19 protein-coding genes are annotated in these 19,558 nt (G+C 66.7%); 8 read left to right on the forward strand and 11 right to left on the reverse strand.

What is annotated here, in order from left to right; genetic code table 11:
• Nucleotides 1-2: 2 nt before the first annotated feature.
• From GGR13_RS14590 to GGR13_RS14615, 6 genes are all read right to left on the reverse strand, one after another.
• Nucleotides 3-410: a hypothetical protein gene (locus tag GGR13_RS14590; protein ID WP_183214318.1), complete on the reverse strand. Its 408-nt coding sequence runs from the start codon at nucleotides 408-410 to the stop codon at nucleotides 3-5.
• A complete protein-coding gene (gene pheS / locus GGR13_RS14595; RefSeq protein ID WP_183214319.1) occupies nucleotides 410-1,486 on the reverse strand; it encodes a phenylalanine--tRNA ligase subunit alpha in 1,077 nt (358 codons plus the stop codon). Before pheS ends, GGR13_RS14590 begins: the two co-directional genes overlap by 1 nt.
• Nucleotides 1,487-1,576: 90 nt before the next feature.
• Nucleotides 1,577-1,930: a 50S ribosomal protein L20 gene (gene rplT, locus GGR13_RS14600; protein WP_183214320.1), complete on the reverse strand. Its 354-nt coding sequence runs from the start codon at nucleotides 1,928-1,930 to the stop codon at nucleotides 1,577-1,579.
• A 112-nt stretch (nucleotides 1,931-2,042) separates the two neighbouring features.
• Nucleotides 2,043-2,240 carry a 50S ribosomal protein L35 gene (gene rpmI / locus GGR13_RS14605; protein WP_003166435.1) on the reverse strand — a complete coding sequence of 66 codons (198 nt, stop codon included), beginning with the start codon at nucleotides 2,238-2,240 and terminating at the stop codon, nucleotides 2,043-2,045.
• A gap of 174 nt (nucleotides 2,241-2,414) precedes the next feature.
• Entirely contained in the window at nucleotides 2,415-3,662 is a 1,248-nt protein-coding gene (locus GGR13_RS14610; protein ID WP_183214321.1) for an MFS transporter, read from the reverse strand.
• Between the two features lie 175 nt (nucleotides 3,663-3,837).
• Nucleotides 3,838-5,772: an alpha/beta hydrolase family protein gene (locus GGR13_RS14615; protein ID WP_343060433.1), complete on the reverse strand. Its 1,935-nt coding sequence runs from the start codon at nucleotides 5,770-5,772 to the stop codon at nucleotides 3,838-3,840.
• A gap of 272 nt (nucleotides 5,773-6,044) precedes the next feature.
• Between GGR13_RS14615 and GGR13_RS14620 the strand changes: the two genes are divergently transcribed.
• Nucleotides 6,045-7,667: an ATP-binding protein gene (locus GGR13_RS14620; protein ID WP_183214322.1), complete on the forward strand. Its 1,623-nt coding sequence runs from the start codon at nucleotides 6,045-6,047 to the stop codon at nucleotides 7,665-7,667.
• A gap of 57 nt (nucleotides 7,668-7,724) precedes the next feature.
• On the opposite strand, the gene infC is transcribed toward GGR13_RS14620, so the two are convergent.
• Both infC and GGR13_RS14630 read right to left on the reverse strand, forming a co-directional pair.
• Entirely contained in the window at nucleotides 7,725-8,246 is a 522-nt protein-coding gene (infC, locus tag GGR13_RS14625; protein ID WP_183214323.1) for a translation initiation factor IF-3, read from the reverse strand.
• A 143-nt stretch (nucleotides 8,247-8,389) separates the two neighbouring features.
• Complete coding sequence (locus GGR13_RS14630) at nucleotides 8,390-9,355, reverse strand: glycosyltransferase family 9 protein (protein WP_183214324.1); 966 nt, start codon at nucleotides 9,353-9,355, stop codon at nucleotides 8,390-8,392.
• A 69-nt stretch (nucleotides 9,356-9,424) separates the two neighbouring features.
• Here GGR13_RS14630 and GGR13_RS14635 point away from each other — a divergent pair, with 69 nt between their 5' ends.
• Complete coding sequence (locus tag GGR13_RS14635; RefSeq protein WP_246347892.1) at nucleotides 9,425-10,186, forward strand: alpha/beta fold hydrolase; 762 nt, start codon at nucleotides 9,425-9,427, stop codon at nucleotides 10,184-10,186.
• A gap of 10 nt (nucleotides 10,187-10,196) precedes the next feature.
• Here GGR13_RS14635 and GGR13_RS14640 read toward each other — a convergent pair whose 3' ends face one another.
• Entirely contained in the window at nucleotides 10,197-11,555 is a 1,359-nt protein-coding gene (locus GGR13_RS14640) for a M23 family metallopeptidase (protein ID WP_183214325.1), read from the reverse strand.
• A gap of 382 nt (nucleotides 11,556-11,937) precedes the next feature.
• Between GGR13_RS14640 and GGR13_RS14645 the strand changes: the two genes are divergently transcribed.
• The 4 genes from GGR13_RS14645 (at nucleotide 11,938) to GGR13_RS14660 (ending at nucleotide 16,201) form a co-directional block, all read left to right on the forward strand.
• Nucleotides 11,938-15,141 (forward strand): intermembrane phospholipid transport protein YdbH family protein, encoded by a 3,204-nt coding sequence (locus GGR13_RS14645; protein ID WP_183214326.1) that lies wholly within the window; start codon nucleotides 11,938-11,940, stop codon nucleotides 15,139-15,141.
• A gap of 80 nt (nucleotides 15,142-15,221) precedes the next feature.
• On the forward strand, nucleotides 15,222-15,434 hold the full coding sequence (locus GGR13_RS14650; RefSeq protein ID WP_246347893.1) for a YnbE family lipoprotein: 213 nt from the start codon (nucleotides 15,222-15,224) through the stop codon (nucleotides 15,432-15,434).
• Between the two features lie 47 nt (nucleotides 15,435-15,481).
• Nucleotides 15,482-15,856 (forward strand): DUF1318 domain-containing protein, encoded by a 375-nt coding sequence (locus GGR13_RS14655; protein ID WP_183214327.1) that lies wholly within the window; start codon nucleotides 15,482-15,484, stop codon nucleotides 15,854-15,856.
• A 69-nt stretch (nucleotides 15,857-15,925) separates the two neighbouring features.
• The gene (locus tag GGR13_RS14660; RefSeq protein ID WP_183214328.1) at nucleotides 15,926-16,201 is read left to right on the forward strand and encodes a hypothetical protein; all 276 of its coding nucleotides are present in this window, start codon (nucleotides 15,926-15,928) and stop codon (nucleotides 16,199-16,201) included.
• A gap of 7 nt (nucleotides 16,202-16,208) precedes the next feature.
• On the opposite strand, the gene GGR13_RS14665 is transcribed toward GGR13_RS14660, so the two are convergent.
• Nucleotides 16,209-17,345 (reverse strand): DNA cytosine methyltransferase, encoded by a 1,137-nt coding sequence (locus tag GGR13_RS14665; protein WP_246347894.1) that lies wholly within the window; start codon nucleotides 17,343-17,345, stop codon nucleotides 16,209-16,211.
• Between the two features lie 97 nt (nucleotides 17,346-17,442).
• Between GGR13_RS14665 and GGR13_RS14670 the strand changes: the two genes are divergently transcribed.
• Entirely contained in the window at nucleotides 17,443-17,880 is a 438-nt protein-coding gene (locus GGR13_RS14670) for a COG3650 family protein (protein ID WP_246347895.1), read from the forward strand.
• Between the two features lie 3 nt (nucleotides 17,881-17,883).
• On the opposite strand, the gene GGR13_RS14675 is transcribed toward GGR13_RS14670, so the two are convergent.
• Nucleotides 17,884-18,327: a hypothetical protein gene (locus GGR13_RS14675; RefSeq protein WP_183214329.1), complete on the reverse strand. Its 444-nt coding sequence runs from the start codon at nucleotides 18,325-18,327 to the stop codon at nucleotides 17,884-17,886.
• Nucleotides 18,328-18,390: 63 nt separating this feature from the next.
• Here GGR13_RS14675 and GGR13_RS14680 point away from each other — a divergent pair, with 63 nt between their 5' ends.
• A complete protein-coding gene (locus tag GGR13_RS14680) occupies nucleotides 18,391-19,503 on the forward strand; it encodes an acyltransferase family protein (RefSeq protein ID WP_183214461.1) in 1,113 nt (370 codons plus the stop codon).
• The last annotated feature ends 55 nt before the right edge of the window (nucleotides 19,504-19,558 follow it).

Raw genomic sequence — 19,558 nt, forward strand, 5'->3', positions numbered from 1 at the left:
TGTCAGGAAACAGGCAGGGAGAGCGTCTGCAACGCGCGGATCTGTTCGAGAAATGCGGCGTCGCCCGTGAAGCCGACGCCATAGAACTCGCAGTTCACGAAGGCGCAGTCGCGGAACGGGATGGCCCCGATGGCCTTGGAGCCTTCGGGTTTCATAATCAGGTTACGGATGTCGCCGCCGCTGTCGCCGAAATTGACGCCGTCGAAGGTGACGCCGGTCGAGGCCAGCAGGACCGCCGGGCCTTGAATCCGGCAGCCGGTGACGGTCTTGCCTTCGACCAGGCTGCGCCCAAGCATCATCTCGGCGGCGAACAGGTCGAACAGCGAGAAGTCGACGTCCCGGATATCGCTGACGCTCAGGTCCCTTGCGACATTGACCGGGCGGGTGATGGGCGGGGGTGTGTCAGCCATCAGCTCAGTCCCGAGGCAGGATTGGGGGCCGCGAAGGCCGAGAAGCCATAGTGCCCGAGCCAGCGGGTGTCCGCATCGAACATGGGCCGCAGGTCCGGGATGCCGTATTTCAGCATGGCCAGACGGTCGACGCCCATGCCGAAGGCGAAGCCCTGATATTCGTCCGGGTCGATGCCGCAGTTCTTCAGCACATTGGGATGCACCATCCCGCAACCGAGGATCTCCAGCCAGTCGGTGCCCTCGTTCAGGGTCAGCTTGCCGCCAGACCGATCGCAGCGGATGTCCATCTCGGCCGAGGGTTCGGTGAAGGGGAAATGGTGCGGCCGGAACCGCGCGTCGACATCGTCCAGCTCGAAGAACCGGGCCATGAAGGTGGTCAGGGTCGTCTTCAGATGACCCATGTGGATGTCGCGATCGATCACCAGACCCTCGATCTGGTGGAACATCGGGGTGTGGGTGGCGTCGGAGTCCTTCCGAAAGGTCCGGCCGGGCGCGATGATCCGGATCGGCGGCTTCTGCGACATCATGGTGCGGACCTGCACCGGGCTGGTGTGAGTGCGCAGGACCTTGCGCTCTCCCGTCGCGGGATCGGGCTTCAGGAAGAAGGTGTCGTGCATCTCCCGCGCCGGATGTTTGGGCGGGAAATTCAGCGCGGTGAAATTGTGGAAGTCGTCCTCGACGTCGGGGCCTTCGGCGACGGCGAAGCCCATCTCGGCGAAGACGGCGATCATCTCGTCCATCACCTGCATGGTCGGATGGACACTGCCCTTGCGCCGCGGGCGGGCGGGCAGGGTCAGGTCGATGCGCTCGCTCAGCAGGCGGGCGTCCAGCTCGGCGGCTTCCAGTTCGGCCTTCTTGGCCGTCAGCGCCGCGGTGACCCTGTCGCGAAGGCCGTTGATGACCGGCCCCTGTTCGCGGCGTTCGTCGGGGTTCATGGCCCCCATGCCCTTCAGCAGGCCGGAGATGGCCCCCGTCTTGCCCAGGGCCGAGACGCGGATGGCCTCGACGGCGGCGACGCTGTCGGCGCTGCCGATGGCATTGATCAGGTCGAGTTCGAGTTGGGCAAGATCGGTCATGGTGGCGTTCGTCTAGCGGGTGCAGGTCAAAGCAAAAAGCCCCCCGGCGCGGGCCGGAGGGCTTTTGGTCGTTTCGGTTGCCCGAAAGCCTTACTTCAGCGCGTCGCGGACCTTGGCAGCGATGTCGGCGAAGCCGGTGCCGTCCATGGCGATCGCGGCCAGAACCTTGCGGTCCAGCTCGATCCCGGCCTTGGACAGGCCGTGCATGAACTGCGAGTAGGTGAAGCCTTCCTGGCGGGCAGCGGCGTTGATGCGCTGGATCCAGAGGGCGCGGAAATTGCGCTTGTTCGTGCGACGGTCACGATAGGCATATTGCCCGGCGCGATCGACGGCGGCCTTGGCCGTACGGATGGTATTCTTGCGGCGGCCGGAAAAGCCCTTGGCCTGTTCCAGAACCTTCTTGTGGCGGGCGTGCGATACGACGCCCCTTTTTACGCGAGCCATTTTGTCTAGTCCCTTCGGGAGCCCCTATCGTGTGCGCCGCGGGCGCTCACTGTTTGAGGGGCATCGTTCAAATTCAGATGCGGTGAGAAGTCTTGGGTCTGGATGCCGACGCTTACGCGTAGGGCATGTAGGACTTGATCTTCTTGGCGTCGGCGTCGGCCATGACCGAGGTGCCGCGGTTCTGGCGGATGTATTTGGAGTTGTGGCTGATCAAGCGGTGACGCTTGCCCGCAACGCCGGCCTTGACCTTGCCTGTCGCGGTGAATTTGAAGCGCTTCTTGGCGCCCGACTTCGTCTTCAGTTTCGGCATTTTCACTCTCTCTATGGGCTACCGTCCGTAGGGCCCGGGGGCCTGCAGGATTGATCGGTGGCGTGTGGTTCGAAAACCGCCAAGGCATGCCATTAGCCCGGCGGTTCGTAGGCGAAGGCGCGGCTAGTAGTCGAAGCGGGGCCGAAAGGCAAGCACGGCCTGTCGCCCGCGAGCCTATTCCGCTGGTACCGGCTCGGCCTGAACACGTCGGGCGGCCCGTCCGGCGTTGAGGGCCATGAGGGCGGCCGGCACCGTCAGGGCGGCCCCGATCAGCATCGGCCAGTCATGACCAACGGTCGAGAAGATGAACCCCGCAATGACCGGCCCCAGGATCCGAGCGGTCGAGGACACCGCCATGTTGAGCCCCAGCATGGCACCCTGCTGGTCGGCCGGGGTGGCGCGCGAGATCAGGGCCGAGATATTCGGCATCGTCATGGCCATGCCGAAGGCGCCGATCGCCATCATGACCGGGACACCCCATGCCATGGGCGAGAATACCTGACCCAGCAGGCCGACGCCGAAGATCAGACAGCCCCCCGCCAGAAGCCGACTTTCGCCGAACCGACGCGAAAGGGGCCCTGTCACACCCGCCTGGCAGATCACCGACACGATCCCCACGGCCATGAAGGCCCAGGCCACTTCGCGCGGACCCCAGTCGTAGCGGGCCTCGGTCCAAAGGCCGAAGGTCGATTCCATGCCCGAGAAGGCCGCCATATAGATCAGTGTGACCAGCAGCACCCGTGACACCACCGGGCTGGACACGGCATCCCGAACGCCCCCGAGGAACGGCGGCCGCGCGGGCGCGTCGGCCTGGCTGACCAGGCTTTCCTTCAGAAATACCAGCACGCCGATGGCAGCGATCACGGCCAGGCCACAGGCCGCAAAGATCGGCAGCTGGTAGCCCAGCGCTCCCATGTCCTCGCGCACCAGAAGGCCGCTGAGGCCAGGTCCAGCCACGAAACCGGCCCCGAAGGCCGCGCCGATCAGGCCCAGCCGCCCGGCGCGCTTCTCCGGCGGCGTGACGTCCGCCACATAGCCCTGGACCGTCGAGACATTGCCGGCCCCCAGGCCGGTGAACAGCCGGATGCCGATCGCGACCCAGATGTTCGGCGCAAAGGCCAGCAGCAGATAGCCGACGGCATTGGCACTCACGGTGATCAGCAGGACAGGCTTGCGCCCGATCCGGTCCGACAGTCGCCCCCAGAAGGGTTCCGCAAAGAACTGGCCCAGGGAATAGGCCGAGAACAGCAGCGCCACCTGCCACGGCGCGGCGTCGAGGCTCCGGGCAAAGAACGGCAGAAGGGGAACGACCAGGCCGAACCCGACCAGATTGATGAAGACCACCAGGAAGAGCACGGCCAGGGCAGGGACCTGGCGACGGCTCTGTTTCGCCGGGGGTTCAGGCGGAGTGTTGAAGGTCATCGCAATCCCTGACGCGCGTCATCCCTGACTATCCGCCTTCGCCGGTCACGCAAAGAGACGGAGGGCCGCAGGCCGGGTGGCATGACTGGTCCGTGCGCTAAATCACTGAAACGACGTTCGAAAAATCTGCAGGCTGGACGGCGAGATATGGTGTCCGCGAAGGGTTGTTCTGCGGTTACCGCGCGGGGTTGTGCGTCTCGATGAACCGCATCGTTTCCGTCAGCATCCGCGTCCGCGTTTCGGCCCGCGAGAGCCAGTGATCCTCGCCGTCCAGCTCGATGAATTCATGAGGTTTGCCCGCACGGCGAAGGGCGTCCGCCATCTGTCGGCTCTGCGAGATCGGCACGACGACATCGTCGCGACCGTGCAGGAGCTGGATGGGGACTTCCACCGTCTCCACCAGCCGGGAGGGCGAGCGGGCGTCCAGGGACCGGTCGCCGGGCCCGTCGCCGCCCATGAACCGGTTCCAGTACCGGACCCGGCTGCTGTCGCGGCGTTCGCCGCGCTCGGCCTCATAGCTCAGCATGGCCCGAAGGTTGGAGACTCCCGCCACCGATACGGCGCAGCGATAGACACCGGGATCCAGCGTCGGCCCGGCCAGGGCTGCATAGCCGCCGTAGCTGGCGCCCACGATGCAGGTCCGGGCCGGATCGACGATCCCTTCGCCTGCCAGGTAGCGGACACCGTCCGACAGGTCGGTCTGCATCTTGCGACCCCATTCGCCGAATCCCGCCTCCATGAAGGCCTCGCCATAGCCGGTCGAACCGCGGAAATTGACCTGAAGGACGGCATAGCCGCGGGACGCGATCGCCTGCGACCACCAGTCAAAGCCAGCGGTATCGCGCGTTGCGGGACCCCCGTGGGCCAGGACAACAAGGGGCAGATCACGCGCCTCCTTTTTCAGGGGCGTCGTCAGATATCCATGCAGCGTGAGTCCGTCGGCAGCCTTGAACTGAACAGGTCGCATGGGCGCGACCTGCGATGGCTCGATCTGGGGATAGGCGCGGCCAACGGGGCGGACCTGTCCCCCGTCGAGGTCGATGAGGCTGTAGGTGCCAGGGTCCTCTGCCCCGCTGGTAAAGACCACAGCGGTCCGCATGTCGTCACTCCAGCTCGCAAGGACCGGAGCCGCATCGGGCATGACCTGGGTGACGGACGCCCAGAGGACAGCGGCCGTCGGATCGGCGAACGCGTAACGGATGCCTTGATCCTGCATGCGACCCGCCCCGATCAGGTGCCGTGTTGTCGGGCTGAACAGCAGACGGTCGGGATTGAAGTCGAAACGGACGGGACGCCAGGTGCCGCTGGCGATGTCGACATCGAAGAAGACGGCATCCTCGCGCCCTTCGCGGCTCAGATCAGGCCGTTCCGCCGAGACGATCACGCTGTCTCCATTCAGCCCCAGACCGAGCAGCTCGGGTGGATCAACGGGCGTCGACATCCGCCAGGTTTCCTGGAGACGTCCGTCCTTGCGGACCTGCAGGCTCCAGACCCGACTGCGCTCGTCATAGAGACTGCGGGCGATCGAGCGCCCCTCGTCATCCAGAAGAAAATCCTCGACATCGCGAGACATTCTCTCGGCCAGTCGCGCGCTCCCGGTGTCCGGGTCGACCCGGTAAAGGTTCAGGACCCCGTAGTTGTCGAGCTCGTAGGCGCGTACGAGGACGTCAGGCCTTGCATCGCCCGGCCTGACGTAGACACCGCTCATCAGGACGGGAAACAGTTTTCGGTTGGCGTTCAGCATCCGGACGATCCGACCGGTCGTCACGTTGAACACCTGGCCCAGATACAGCTCGGATTTGTCGAGCCCGATCTGCGGCAGGGTTTCTGTGGTGGAAAGGGTGACGAGGACGCGTTCCTCGTCCAGCCATTCGAGGTCGCGGAGTTTGGCCGATCCGATGGCCACGACGCCGAGAGGTCGCTCATTGATCAGGTCGACGGTCGCCATGGCGCGCTGCTCGCCCACAACGGTCACGAACGCGACGCGGTCACCCGAGGGCGACACCGCGACAAGCTCGGTCGCCGGCAAGGCTCCATAGGCCGAGAGTGGGGGCGGAGGGGTTTGAGCGTGGGCGACGCCAACAGCAGCGCCCCAACTCAGCAGTCCCACGGCCCAAAGCCCTGATTTCAAGCGGGAGAGCCCGGGAATTTCAAATCTGATCTGCCTCATCAGAGACAACCCTAGGCCGCAAATGTGTTGAAGCAAGTCATATGTGCCTGTTTGCACACGCCACTGAATTCCAATACCGGCGTTCCCCGGATCCGAAGGCTCCGGTTCAGTCAGTAGGCGGAGTATATAACTGAAAAGGTTCGCAAAATCTTCAAACGGGGAGAACCGGCCGTTAAAGCCTCTGCTCTAGGGAACCTCCACCTGGAGGTGTCATGGCTCGTATCGGCGACCATATCGAAGCGAGCCTGCCTGTCCTGGCCGAGACCTATGGATCGGTGGTGTTCGACCGGTTCCAGGCCGAGCCCAACACGCTCGCCATTGCTGTCGTCGATGACGAAAACCGCCCGCTCGGTCTGGTCGAGCGCAACGCCTTCTGTCTGCAGATGGCTGCGGAATTCGGTCGCGCTCTCTATGCCCGGCGGCCGATCTCGGCCCTGATGGATTGCGAGCCCCTGCTGGTCGAGGCCGATGCAGGAGCCGAGACCTTCTTCCGGACCATCGACGCCGCTGAACTCGGGGCCCTGCTGAGGGGCTTCATCGTGGTGTCGGAGGGCCGATATGTCGGTGTAGGCACCGCACTGCAGGTGCTTCAGGCCGGCAGTGCCCTGTATCGCCGCCGGGCCGAGGAAATGAGCGAACTGGCGCGGAACCTGGCCGCTGCAGAGGCGGAGGCCCAGGCCTCGAGCCGGGCCAAGTCCGAGTTTCTGGCGGTCATGAGCCACGAGATCCGGACTCCTCTGAACGGCGTGCTGGGCGTTGCGGGCCTGCTCGATCGCAAGCTCGAGCAGCCGGAACTGCGTCGCTACGTTCACACGATCCTGGAGTCCGGCCAGTCGCTGCTGCGCTTACTGACGGATGCGCTGGACATGTCGCGGGCCTCGGCCGGCATGCTGGGTCTCGTGGAGGCTCCCTTCGACATTGATGCGCTGGGGGCGGACGTCGATGCCCTGTGGCGCGCGCGGGCCGACGAGAAGGGGCTGGCGCTGAAGATGATCTGCGACACGGCAGACCAGGCCTGGGTCGTCGGCGATACCATGCGGCTCAAGCAGTTGCTCAATAACCTGATCGGCAACGCCCTCAAATTCACTCAGGCCGGCGAGGTGGTGGTGAGACTGGCGACCCGGCGCGACGCGGAGCTCGGGATGCTGCGGCTGGAGGCCACGGTCGACGACAGCGGTCCGGGTATCCCCGCCAGCGCCGCCGCGACGATCTTCGAACCCTTCAATACCGGCAATGCCGGGCGCGAGGGGGCGGGGGCGGGGCTCGGCCTGGCCATCTGTCGCCAGATCGTGGAGCAGATGGGCGGCACGATCACGGTCTCGCAATCACCCCGCATGGGCGCTCGGTTCCAGTTCAGCCTTCCGGTCATCGGCGCCGACGCGACGGCCCGCGTCGCCGAGCCCGTCATGGCCGCCCCGACGCCGCACGAGACGCTGCATGTTCTGGTGGTCGACGACAATGCCACGAACCGCTTCGTCGCCGGCAAGCTGCTCGAAATGTTCGGCTGCACCTTCGAGAGCGTCGAGGACGGGGCACAGGCGGTCGAGGCCGTTTCCAGCCGGCCGTTCGATCTTGTGCTGATGGACATCAAGATGCCGGTGATGGACGGGATCGCTGCGACCCGGGCCATACGGAAGCTGCCAGGACCGCAGTCGACGCTGCCGATCGTGGCCCTGACGGCCAATGCCGAAGACGGCGATGCGGCCACCTATCTGGCCGCAGGCATGAACGGCGTTGCACAGAAGCCGATCCAGCCCGATGCCTTGCTGAATGTCATCCGGACCGCCCTGACCCCGGTCCTCGATGACGAGCCCGTTCGCGCCCGGGCCGCCTGAACGAAAAACGCCCCGGCGTGAACCGGGGCGTCTGATCTTGCCGTCTCGTGCGGAAGCCTATTTCGGGGCCAGGATCATGATCATCTGGCGGCCTTCCATGCGCGGCGCATATTCGACCTTGGCGATTTCGTCGAAGTCGGCCTGAACCTTGTTCAACAGCTTCATGCCCAGTTCGGGGTGGGCCATCTCGCGGCCGCGGAAGCGCAGGGTCACCTTGACCTTGTCACCCTCGTCGAAGAAGCGATGCATGGCCTTGGCCTTCACCTCATAGTCGTGGATGTCGATGTTGGGGCGGAGCTTGATCTCTTTCAGCTCGACGACCTTCTGCCGCTTGCGGGCCTCGGCCTTCTTCTTCTGCTCCTGGAAGCGGAACTTGCCGTAATCGAGAATCTTGCAGACCGGCGGCTCGGACGTCGACACGATCTGAACCAGGTCCATGCCCGCCTCTTCGGCGGCCTCGAGTGCGGCGGAGGTCGGCATCACGCCCTGTTTCTCGCCGTTCTGATCGATCAGCAGAACGCGGGGAGCGCGGATTTCCTGGTTCATGGGCGGCCCATCCTTGACGGGCGGCTGGTTCATAGGACGGCGAATGAGCGTCGTTTCCTTGTGTGATTAAAACGGTGTGGTCTTCGGGTCGAAGGTATTGCGTGCCGCAGGGCACAGCGCACGGCTGTGCACCGCGTTCCCCACGGGCCCCCATATGCGCCCGAAACCCCGGATTATCAAGTTGACCCGGAACGGTCGCCAGTGATGAAGGCATCATGAAGGGCCAGAACGCCTTCGAACACATGGTCGACGCTCAGGTCCTCGATCGGTGCGAACTGGCCGCGCGTCTCGTTGGAGGCCACGGTCCGCGTCCGGGGGCCCCATGGCCCGTACAGCCACCATTCGGTCGGGCCGAACAGCCCCAGCGTGGGCCGGCCGGCCGCCGCCGATACATGCATGAGTCCGGAATCATTGCCGACGAACAGAGCCGCCCGGTCGATCATGGCGGCGGAGGCCAGGATGTCGCTGCGACCCACGCCGTCGATTCCGCGTGCCCCGGCTGCGGCCAGGGCGGGGGCCGCCGGGGCATGGTCGCCCGGCCCTCCGACCAGCAGGAACCGCCAGCCGTCGAAGCGCGGCTCGGCCTTCAGCCGCTCGACCAGCGCCCCCCAGCGGTCCGCGGGCCAGCTCTTGCCCGGCTGATGCGCGATGGGGGCCATCGCGAGGATCGGTCCCGGCGCGCTCGCCAGTTGCGGGTCGATGATGGCGGCGGCTTCGGCGCGGGCCGCGTCATCGATGAACAGTTCGGGATCGAGCGGGGTCGCAGAGCCCATCAGACGCGACACCATCTCGACCTTGCGAAGGCCCGTCTCCCATTTCCGGGTGTAGATGATGCGCCGGCGCGTCGGCACCAGCCAGGCCAGGGCCGAGCCGCGGATGTCGATCACGAGGTCCCACTGTGTGCCGACGACCTGTTTCCAGAGGTCCAGCCAGTGACCGGCCGCCTTCTTCTTGTCGAGGATGATCACCCGCTCGACTCCGGGTGCCGAACGAAACAGGGGGGCCGGCGGGCGACCGACGGCCACGGTGATCCGGGCCCCCGGCAGCTGCCGGCCGATCTCGCGGATGATGCCGGACGAGATCACGCAGTCGCCGATGCGATTGGACGTGACGAACAGGACTTTGGGCGGGGTCGGGGTCAAGGTGGGCCTTCGCGCGATCAGATGCGTTCGCTATCAGGCGGGACCGATTTGCGCGAGAGGAGCCGTCCGATGATCGAGGCCATGAATGACGATGCCGTGCGGCACCTGACCCGGCCGGACGGCGAGGCCCTTGCCTTCAAACAGGTCGAGGGCGACGGGGCGACCGTCGTCTGGATCGGCGGGTTCCGTTCTGACATGGAGGGGACCAAGGCCCTGGCGCTGGATGCTGCGGCGCGCGCGCAAGGCTGGCGCTTCCTGCGATATGACCATTTCGCCCATGGCCGGTCTTCCGGCGACTGGCGGGCGGCCACCATCGGACGCTGGCGCGAGGATGCCATCGCCGTGATTGACAGCATCGAGGGCCCCGTCATCCCGGTCGGCTCATCGATGGGCGGATGGCTGGCGCTTTTGCTGACTCTGGCCCGGCCAGAGCGAATTCAGGGGCTGGTCCTGATCAATCCGGCCCAGGATTTCACCGAACGCCTGATGTGGCCGGGGCTGGCCGATCATGAACGGCAGGCGATCCTGAGGGACGGCGAGACGACCGTGGCCGAGCCGGGACTGGGATCCTATGTCCTGACGCGACGGATGTTCGAGGAGGCCCGCGACTGGCTGCTGCTGGACGGTGCCGTCGGGATTGCCGCGCCGGTTCATATCCTGCAGGGGCGTGCTGACGACGTCGTACCCTGGCGTCATGCGATGGCGCTGGTCGACAGGCTGCAGGGCGGCGATGTGCGGCTGGACCTCGTCGAGGGCGGCGACCACCGGTTGTCGACAGCGGCCGATCTGGCGCGGCTGGTCGAGGCTGTCGCCGTGATGCAGGCGCACTGAGCGCCGGCGGTCAGCCCTGAGCGGCGGGGCGCAGTCCGGGAACCGAGGCCTGCAGAACAGCGGGCTTGCGCTCCCCACCGGCGGCGATGATGCGGTCGATGCGCGCCTTTTCGGCCCGGAACGCGGTCAGGTCGGCTCCGGCAAGCACGGTGCCTTCGCTGGTCTTGATGCCGGCCGGATTGATCCGCTGGCCGTTGCGCCAGATCTCATAGTGCAGGTGCGGGCCGGTGGAAGCACCGGTCGATCCGACAAAGGCAACCGTCTGGCCCTGGCTGACGCGCTGTCCGGCGCGAATGCCCGAACCGTAGCGCGACAGGTGACCGTATCCGGTTTCCAGCCCGTTCGCGTGACGGATGCGGAGCCAGTTGCCATAGCCGCCCCAGCGCCGGGCCTCGACGACCACACCATCGGCGGGCGCGATCACAGGCGTACCGGTGGAGGCCGCGAAATCCATGCCCTGGTGCATCTTGCGATAGCCGGCGATCGGATGGCGACGGAAGCCGAACGAGGAAGAGACGCGGAACCCGCGATCCAGCGGCGTGCGCATCATGGTCGAGCGCATGTTCTTGCCCGTCGCGTCGAAATACTGGGCTTCCTTGGCACCGGCGGGCTGGAAGCGGTAATAGACGACGTCCTTCAGCTGGGCATACAGCAGGTCATCCGTGGCCACGGTGCGGCCGGTCTCGGTGACCGAACGTCCGAACACCAGGGTGAAATTGTCGTTGGCCCGCACGTCGCGATCCATGTCGAGCTTGTGCGAAAACAGCTTGTTGGCCGCGCGACGGATTGGGGCCGAAGCGCCGAGGCGCTGGGCGCTGGCGGTCAGGGAGCCCTCGACCTTGCCGGTCAGGACGACGGTCTCGGCGGTGACCTTTTCATCGAGGGCCCGCAGACGAAGGGCACCGTCGAAGCTGCGCGACACCGTCAGTTGGCTGGCAGGGCCCGTGCGCATGGTCAGGCCGATCAGGCGGGCATCGCCGCGACCGCCGCGAGGCTTGGAAATGGCGGTCTCGAACCGTAGGCCGGCGCCGAGGTCCCTGAGATCAAAGGCGTTGGAGAGGGTGGCGGCGACGGCGGAGGCTTCGTCGGCACCGATCCCGGTGCGCCGCATCGCCTGTTCAAAGGTTTCGCCGCGACGGATCTGGACCGCAACGGCTTCGGGTGCCGTGAGACCCTGGGGGGCGGAGGCCGCTGCAAACGCGCGGGCTTCCAGAATATCGACCTGTGTGTCGGTCAGTTGCGGAACATCTTCGGCGATGGCCGGTTGATGTACGCGCCCGCCGAACACCGCAACCGTCAGGGCCGCAGCGGCCGTGAACAGATGCGGCGCGATGCGCATTGGCTGACGGCGTGGATCAAACTGAGCCATCGGTCCCCAAAAATCGACGACGCCGAACAGCGCCAACCCATCAAGAATTATGCAGTCTGCAGACGACGTCCCAAGTCCGCAGAGGAATCCCTATAGCGCGGTGAATCCCATTTTGGAAGGCCGAGTGTTACAAATGATTAATCGGTGTCCGAAAGCCTGTAGATTCCGGGCTTTTTTGATGGGCGACCACTATGGTGACAGTCATTTTCAGAAGAGTGTCGAGCAATGCTCAAATGGCAATTGCGACTGCTGACGTGACCATTAACTGTGGCGCAACTGTCACGCAATGTTGCACGCAGGTCGCGGGTTTTGTAGCTTGCGAAACTGTCGCGATGCTGAGCCTATCCGCGCCGTATAAGCCCCGCTCAGGAGCCATTCCCGCTTGACCGAAACCCTGTCCACAGAGGCCCCGGTGCCCCGCCCGCGCGCACCGCGTGGGGGGACCGTGCTTCGGCGGTCGGTGGTCGGTCTGATCGTCGCCCTGCTGGTGGTCAGCCTCGCCCTGGGCCTGATCTATGTGAACCGGCGCGCCGCAGCGCGTCAGGTGCTGACGGGCTGGCTCGACCAGCGCGGCATCGAGGCCCAGGTCGAGGTCGACCGGATCGAGATCGACGGCTTCGTCGGCTCGATCCGCATCGGAGACCCGAGCGACCCGGACGTCGTCGTCGAACGGGTCGAGGTCGATTATGCGCTCAGTGCCCCCTGGTCATCGACGGGGACGGGCGTCACCCCCAGCCGGATCCGGTTGGTCCGGCCGGTTCTGCGGGCGACCTGGCAGGACGGGGTCCTGTCCCTGGGGTCACTGGACCCTCTGATCGAAGAGTTCACCGGCCGTCCGCCAAGGCCTGATGCCAGGGGGCCCGTGGTGATCGTGGAGTCCGGGCGCGTCCGGCTGACCACGGAATACGGTCCGCTCCAGCTTCTGGGCGATGCCCGGTTGGAAGACGGCAAGCTGATGCGACTGCAGGCCCGCATGCCGGCGGCGTCCCTTAAGAGTGGCGACGTCGAGGCCCGGTCGCTGGGTGGCACGGTCGATCTGACCACGACGGGTGATCGGGTCACCCTCGTCGTCGAGGCCTCGGCGGACGCATTCAACACCGCCGGCGGTTCGGGCGAGGCCCTGCGGCTGTCGGGACGAGGGGACCTGCCTTATCCCGATCTGAAAAAGAGGTCTGGAGACGGGCGCACGGTCGTCGACCTGACACTGGCCGGTCAAAGGCTGTCCTGGGGTGATGCCGATGTCCGCGAGACCGAGACCCGGCTGGCCTTTGATGGCGAGACCCGGGGCTGGGTCGAGGCTTTCCGCCTGCGGGGGCAGACCTCGGCAACAATGAAGGCCGGCCAGGTGTCGCTGCCGGGGCTGGAGGCGCGCATGGCCTCGATCGCCGTGGCCGACGCAGCCCTTAATCTGTCGCGCGGGTCAGCGGGGCTCGGCTGGCGGCTCGAGGGACCGGCGACCCTGCAGGCTGCTTCGGCCCGGTCTGGTGATCTGGCGCTGGCGACGACGACGCTGCGGGCCAGACGTCTGGTCGCTGGCGGACGGGACGGGGCGTTCGAGGCCTCCGGTCCCGTCGCCGTCACGGCCCGGAGGTTCGGCTTCGGCGATCTTTCACTGGGCGGAGCCATCGGGACCCTGGATGTCGATGTCGCGCACGACGGTGCCACCCTGGTGACGGCGAGCGGGGCCCTTCGCGCGAGCGAGGGTGCCTGGCCCCTGTTCGGTGTCGTGGCCGGCGACGACGTGCCGGAACTGGCCGCGATGAAGCGGGCGCTTGGCAATTTCGCGCTCGACATGCCCGGCATATCGCTGACCACCGGCAGTCCCGGGACGGATGTCCGTCTGACCCGACCCGCGCGGCTGGTCCCGGCCAACGGCGGCGTGCTGACGTTGCAGCCGGTCGCCCGGGCGCTGTATTCCGCCGAACCCGGACAACTGGGCGGCGGGGCCCTGAGCCTCAGCGCGACGCGGGGTCAGGGACTGCCCGAGGCCGCCTTCGCCATCCCCGACTGGCGTCTGACGCCCGGTGGCTTCGAAGCCCGGCTGGACGGTCGCGCGGGTCTTGATTTCGGCGTTGCGCGCGGGATCGCCGTGTCGACGGCGGGGCTGCTCGCCAATACCGGCGGAACACTGACCTATGTCGCCGACGGCTGCCTGCCCTTCACGATCGAGCGGCTGGAGCTGGACGAGAACGACGCGACCGATCTGTCAGGGTCTCTGTGTTCGACAGACGCGCCGCTGGTCACGGCCCGGAACGGGACTTGGCGTGCCAGCGCGACGATGCTGGATGTCGCGGCGACGACCCCCTTCCTCTCGATGCAGTTCGATCAGGTACAGGGATCGATGGTGGCCTCGGGATCGGCTGCGGGCCTCGGTCTGGACGCGACGCTCTCCTCTGCCCGGATAAGGGATACGCTGGAGCCGACGCGGTTCCTGCCCCTGACCGCCAGCGGCACGGCGGGTCTGGCCGCCGATCGCTGGACTGGCCTGTTCGACGTGGCACGGGGAACGAACCCCCTGGGCCAGGTGCGGCTGGCGCACGACGGCCTGGCAGCCGCCGGTGGGGTGACCCTCGATTTCCCGGCCCTGCGGTTCACGCCGGATGGCCTGCAGCCCGACGATCTCAGCCCGCTTGCGGCCGACTGGGTGCAATCGCCGGTCACGGGATCGGCGGGGTTCAGCGGGCGGTTCGACTGGGCGGCCCCCGACGTCGCCTCCAGTTCAGGCGTGCTGAGGCTCGACGATCTGGACTTCACCAGCCCTGCCGGGGCTGTCGAAGGCCTGAGCGGTGCCGTCACCTTCACCAGTCTTGCGCCGCTCACGACGGCACCCGGCCAGACCCTCAGCGTGACGCGGCTGGATGCCATGGCCGAGCTGACCGACGTCGATCTGACGTTCGAACTGGACACGGAATCGATCAAGGTCGCGGGCGGGTCGATCGCGGCAGCGGGCGGCACGGTCAGCGTCGAGCCCTTCGTCGTTCCCCTGGACCGCACAAAGCCCTTCAGTGGCGTGATCGTCCTGGACCGGGTGCAGTTGGGTGACCTGGTGACCCAGGCCGGGTTCGGCGACAAGGTGTCGATGGATGCGGTGGTCTCCGGCCGCCTGCCCTTCCTCGCAGACCCTGTTGCCGGCGTGCGCATTCTCGCGGGATCCCTAGCGGCCGTGCAGCCCGGCCGTTTGTCGATCAACCGCACGGCCCTGACCGGCATCTCTGCGGGCGGCGGTGGAGCCGTGCCCCCGGGAACCGTCGAGGACCTGGCTTATCAGGCCATGGAAAACCTCGCCTTCGACATCCTGAGTGCCGAGGTCAACAGCCTGGACGAGGGGCGGCTGGGTGTCCTGTTCCGCATCCGGGGGCGCCATGACCCGCCGCAGCGCCAGGAGATGCGCGTCGGCATCGCCGAATTCATCAGCCGCAAATTCCTCGAGCGGACGCTGCCCCTGCCGTCGGATACCGGGATCGACCTGACGCTGGACACCACACTGAACGTCAACCAGCTTCTCAGTGACCTGCTGGCCGTGAGCCGGGCCCGCAAGGGCGAACCGGCGCGACCGGAGCCGGAGGCGACCCCGCCCGTCCCATGATGTTGCGCGTTCAGACGGCGTTCACCGCCAGGCTGTCAGAAACCATGCTATAGCCCGTACGCGTTCAGGAGACCGTCGCCATGATCACCCCCGGAAAGTCCGCCCTCTTGCGGCGTGTCGCCCTGTCGGGACTGATTGCGGTCGGGATCGTGACCAGCGTCGGGGCCTGCACTCCGACCGTTCGGCTGCAGGTCGACCCGATCCAGATCTATGCCAAGCTGGACGCCGACGTCCGCGTCCGGCTGGATCAGCAGCTGCAGGACCTGCTGCGCGAAAACCCGAACCTGTTCTGACCCCGCGCGTTCACTGTCAAACCCGATATCGTCTGGAACCCCCAAAAATGACCCTCCGCAAGCTCTTCGTCATCGGCGCTGCCATCGCGGCCCTGGGCGTGGCCGCGGCTGCCGCTCCCGTTCCGGTCTTCGCCCAGACCGCTGCCCAGAAATCCATGATCGACGCCGCCAAGGCCAGCGGCACCGTCGGTGAACAGGCGGACGGATTTCTCGGGTTCCGCGTTCCGACCAGCGACACCGGACTGCAATCGGCTGTGACCACGACCAATGACGCCCGCCGGGCCGCCTATGCCCGTCGTGGAACGGAAGCCGGTACCAGTGCCGATGTCGCGGGTGCGCGCATGTTCGAGACCCTGCTCCTCCCCCGGATTGCCCCCGGTGAATGGTATCGCAACGCCCAGGGCCGCTGGGTCCAGAAGTAGGACCGGCCGCGCAATCGGCCGCACCCGGGGGATCAAGCGTTTGAGCGGGCGCTGTGATACGACGCGCTCATGAAGGACCGGATCCTCCGATTTCTGCTGCTGCTGAGCCTGTCGCTGTTCGTCGCAGCGGTCGCGACCCTGGGCCTCGGCCTGTTCTGGATCGCGATCGGCGGCGGGGCGATGTCAGTCCATGGCTGGATCGCCATGGGCCTCGGCGTCCTGGGCACCGTGGGGCTGGCCTGGGGGCTGATGAGCCTGGCCTTCCGGTCCCATCGCGACGGCTGGGACGATCAGGTGGACAACCGTCTGGATCCCGGCCGGGACACCCCGAAGGACATCTACTAGACATCGACTAGGCGGCAATCCGGGCCCGGATCAGAGCCGGACGGAGCAGGGCGTCCGTCAGGGTCCGCACCACCGGCACGGCAACCGCATCCCCCATGAGCCTCAGCGCGGCCGTTTCGCCCTTCGGCAGCACATAGGTGTCGGGCAGGCCCATCAGGCGCGCCGCCTCCCGGCCGGTCAGGCGACGGGCGCGGACACGGCCGTCATCGCAGACCAGCACATACTGGCGCGACGACCCGCCCGACGGAGTGCGCAGACAGCCGGCCACACCGTCGAACCGGAGCTCCAGTCGCTGCACCCTGACGCCGCCCTCGGTCCGGACGCGCCGGAAGCCCGTCGCCACCCGGCGTTCACCGGAGCGTTGCGCGGCGTCCAGACGCTCGCGATGCAGTGGTGCAAGCAGCTCCAGAAGATGCCCCACGTCCGATGGCCCGAGCCATTGCACCGCGTCATCCGGCTCGAGCAGGGCACCGATGTCGAGGTTCGGGCGGGATGGCGGGCCGACCTTCCACCATGCCCATGCTGACCGCACGGGCTTCGGCAGCCGGTCATGGGCTGCAATCAGCCGGGGGGTGTGGAAAGGCGGGGCCGGATGGGAGCCTGTCGGGGCTTCCGCATCCCTGAATGCGACCATGAACAGCCGGGGACGCGACTGCGGCAGCCAGAGTGCGGCATCCATCTCCAGCGCCCCGACCCTGTAGCCGGCCTGGACCAGCGCCGAGCAGATGGCCGGAAAATCGCGCCCCTGTCCGGAGGTCAGCAGGCCGACGACGTTCTCGACCACAATGGCTCGCGGGCCGCGCCCCTCCCGGTCCAGAGCCTGCATGAGCTGCCAGAAGCTCCAGAAGGTGCCCGAACGCCGAGCAGCCAGTCCGCCCCTGGTCCCGGCGAGGCTGACGTCCTGACAGGGGGACGACGCCCACACCAGGTCCGGCTGGCCCGGCAGGTCCTCCGGCGTCAGGTCACGGACGTCGCCGGTATGGAAGGCCCCCGCGTGATTGGCCTGCCAGCTGGATGCCTTGGCCCGGTCGATGTCGTTGGCAAACGTGACCTGAAAGCCTTCCAGCCCAAGACCCGCAAGGCCACCCCCGGCGAAGAACTCGAAGGCTGTCAGTGCGTCGCCGGGCAAATCGGAAGCCATCATGGTGACAACTTACGTGGCAGAGGCGCCGGAGGCGAGCCGCCGGTCTTGACCCGGTCACCCCGGCGGTGTGGATGGCGAGCGCTGAAAGAGGTTCATCATGCGCGTTCTCGCCGTTTTTCTGACCCTGCCCCTGCTACTCGCCTGTTCCGGCGAGACATCGGCACCCGGGCCCGCCGAAGCGGTCGCGGAGCCGGTCATGCTGGGCGGGGTCGACCTGAACCAGCCTCTGCGGGCGATCGGCACCGAGCCCTTCTGGGCGGTGGAGATCACGCCCGCCGCATTGACATGGTCCGGCGTTGAGCGTCCCGAGCTGACAGTCGCCAATCCCGGCCCCGATGTTCAGGGCACGACCGCTGTCTATGCGGTGGAGGCTGCAGCGGGGGCGTCGATGACCGTTACCCTGATGGCGACGGAATGTTCGGACGGGATGAGCGACCGCCTCTATCCCCTCACGGCCACCGTTGAGATCGGGGACGAGACCTTGAACGGCTGTGCCCAGTCCGTTTCAGCGCTTGCCGTCGAACCCCGTCCCTAGAGCTCAGCCACCCAGCATGGGTCCCACGCCGGGCACCGTGCGGATGACATCACCCAGCAGGTCCTGCCCGGTCGCCTGCGTCACCTGCTCCCGGGCGACGGGCAGCAGGCGTTTCAGGTCATCCTTGTCCACGCCGATCCGTTTCATGCCGTCAAGAGCACCCATGGCATCGGCGATTGCGGCACCGGACACACCGCCCGCGCTCTTCATCAGCCCCCCGAACAGACCGCCGCCGCGCGGCCGGGCTTCCGGCGAACCGGCCGCGTGCTCGGCTCCCGGAAGTGCAGCATACAGGTCGGCCAGCGGCCCGCGATCGGCATGTTTGTCCAGAAGTCCGAGCGCCCCGGTCAGGGCTGCGCGGACCTGACCGGGGGTCAGGTCGACCGCTTCCGCTGCGCGTGCAATCAGGGTGTCGAAGGTCAGGGTCGGCTGTGTCTGTGGGCTCATGGCGGCCCTTTAACGGTTCTCAAAGCCGTTTGTCACATGATGATCGTCATGACCCAGATCCCGATGGCGGCTCCGGCGCCCCCAGCTGACCTGCGCGCCCTGACCGCCCTGCGGTTCATCGCGGCCATGTGGGTGGCGTTGTTCGCCTTCTGGCCGAACCTCGATGTCGCCGTTTTCCCGAACCTCGTGGCCAAGGGTTATCTCGGCGTCGAGCTGTTCTTCGTCCTGTCCGGCTTCATCCTGTGCCATGTCTATCTCGAACCGCACGGCGAGAAGCGGTTCAGCTATAGGGGCTTCCTCTGGGCCCGCATCGCGCGAGTCTATCCTCTGCACGTCGCGACCCTGCTCGGGGTCGGGGCGCTGGCCGTGGCGGCCCTGGCTGCCGGCATGAGCGTGGACGGCAATATCCTGAGCTGGGCGTCGCTGCCCGCCAATCTGACGATGATGCATGCCTGGGGGCTGGCCCCCGAGGCGGGCTGGAACCATCCGTCATGGTCGATCTCGGCGGAATGGTTTGCCTATCTCGGCTTTCCTGCCTTTGCGGTCGTCGCATGGTCCTTGCGCCACCGACCCATCCTGGCCGTCTTCGGAGCGGTCGTGTTCCTGGCCGCGCTCTATGCCGCGTTCGAGCCTCTGGCCGGCTTTCCGTTGACCCAGGCGACCATCGCCTGGGGAGCCTTGCGCATCGTGCCCTGTTTCGCCCTCGGCTGTGCGCTGTATCTGCTGTTCCGCCGGTCGCCGCTGAAGACTCCGTGGCTGGCTGCCTTTGCTGCGGTTCTGCTCATCGCCATCAGCGCGACCCTGACGCTGCCGGATGCTGTGACAGTGACCCTCTTCGGCCTGCTGATCCTCAGCCTGGCCTCGCTGGCCAATGACAAGGCCGGCTGGCTGGCCTCGAGACCGGCCGTCTACCTCGGGGAGATAAGCTACTCGGTCTATATGGTGGTGGTGCCATGGAAGCTGCTGGCGGTGAACGTGGCGGCGCGCCTGACCGATGCCGGACCGGACAAGTCCCTGCCGGTGCTCGTGTGGCTGGCCGTCATGGCCGGGCTGCCGGTCGTGGCCGCCCTTTCCTATCATCTGGTGGAATATCCCGCCCGGCGCGCCCTGCGGCGCATGGGTGAAGGGGCCAATCTCGGATCCAAAAAGCGTCAGACCGCCCAACCCGCGATATGAACAAAGGGGTTTGACACCGCCTCTTTGTCGGTTAGGTCTGTCAGTGGGCGTAACA

It is taken from the genome of Brevundimonas variabilis (genome assembly GCF_014199945.1).
GTDB classification, from domain to species: domain Bacteria; phylum Pseudomonadota; class Alphaproteobacteria; order Caulobacterales; family Caulobacteraceae; genus Brevundimonas; species Brevundimonas variabilis.

Coding starts and splice junctions, on each gene's coding strand:
- GGR13_RS14675 (WP_183214329.1), bottom strand. CDS start 18,327: ATGAGCCCACAGACACAGCCGACCCTGACCTTCGACACCCTGATTGCA.
- GGR13_RS14610 (WP_183214321.1), bottom strand. CDS start 3,662: ATGACCTTCAACACTCCGCCTGAACCCCCGGCGAAACAGAGCCGTCGC.
- GGR13_RS14620 (WP_183214322.1), top strand. CDS start 6,045: ATGGCTCGTATCGGCGACCATATCGAAGCGAGCCTGCCTGTCCTGGCC.
- rplT (WP_183214320.1), bottom strand. CDS start 1,930: ATGGCTCGCGTAAAAAGGGGCGTCGTATCGCACGCCCGCCACAAGAAG.
- pheS (WP_183214319.1), bottom strand. CDS start 1,486: ATGACCGATCTTGCCCAACTCGAACTCGACCTGATCAATGCCATCGGC.
- GGR13_RS14635 (WP_246347892.1), top strand. CDS start 9,425: ATGATCGAGGCCATGAATGACGATGCCGTGCGGCACCTGACCCGGCCG.
- GGR13_RS14640 (WP_183214325.1), bottom strand. CDS start 11,555: ATGGCTCAGTTTGATCCACGCCGTCAGCCAATGCGCATCGCGCCGCAT.
- GGR13_RS14650 (WP_246347893.1), top strand. CDS start 15,222: ATGATCACCCCCGGAAAGTCCGCCCTCTTGCGGCGTGTCGCCCTGTCG.
- GGR13_RS14660 (WP_183214328.1), top strand. CDS start 15,926: ATGAAGGACCGGATCCTCCGATTTCTGCTGCTGCTGAGCCTGTCGCTG.
- GGR13_RS14680 (WP_183214461.1), top strand. CDS start 18,391: ATGGCGGCTCCGGCGCCCCCAGCTGACCTGCGCGCCCTGACCGCCCTG.
- rpmI (WP_003166435.1), bottom strand. CDS start 2,240: ATGCCGAAACTGAAGACGAAGTCGGGCGCCAAGAAGCGCTTCAAATTC.
- GGR13_RS14670 (WP_246347895.1), top strand. CDS start 17,443: ATGCGCGTTCTCGCCGTTTTTCTGACCCTGCCCCTGCTACTCGCCTGT.
- infC (WP_183214323.1), bottom strand. CDS start 8,246: ATGAACCAGCCGCCCGTCAAGGATGGGCCGCCCATGAACCAGGAAATC.
- GGR13_RS14655 (WP_183214327.1), top strand. CDS start 15,482: ATGACCCTCCGCAAGCTCTTCGTCATCGGCGCTGCCATCGCGGCCCTG.
- GGR13_RS14590 (WP_183214318.1), bottom strand. CDS start 410: ATGGCTGACACACCCCCGCCCATCACCCGCCCGGTCAATGTCGCAAGG.
- GGR13_RS14665 (WP_246347894.1), bottom strand. CDS start 17,345: ATGATGGCTTCCGATTTGCCCGGCGACGCACTGACAGCCTTCGAGTTC.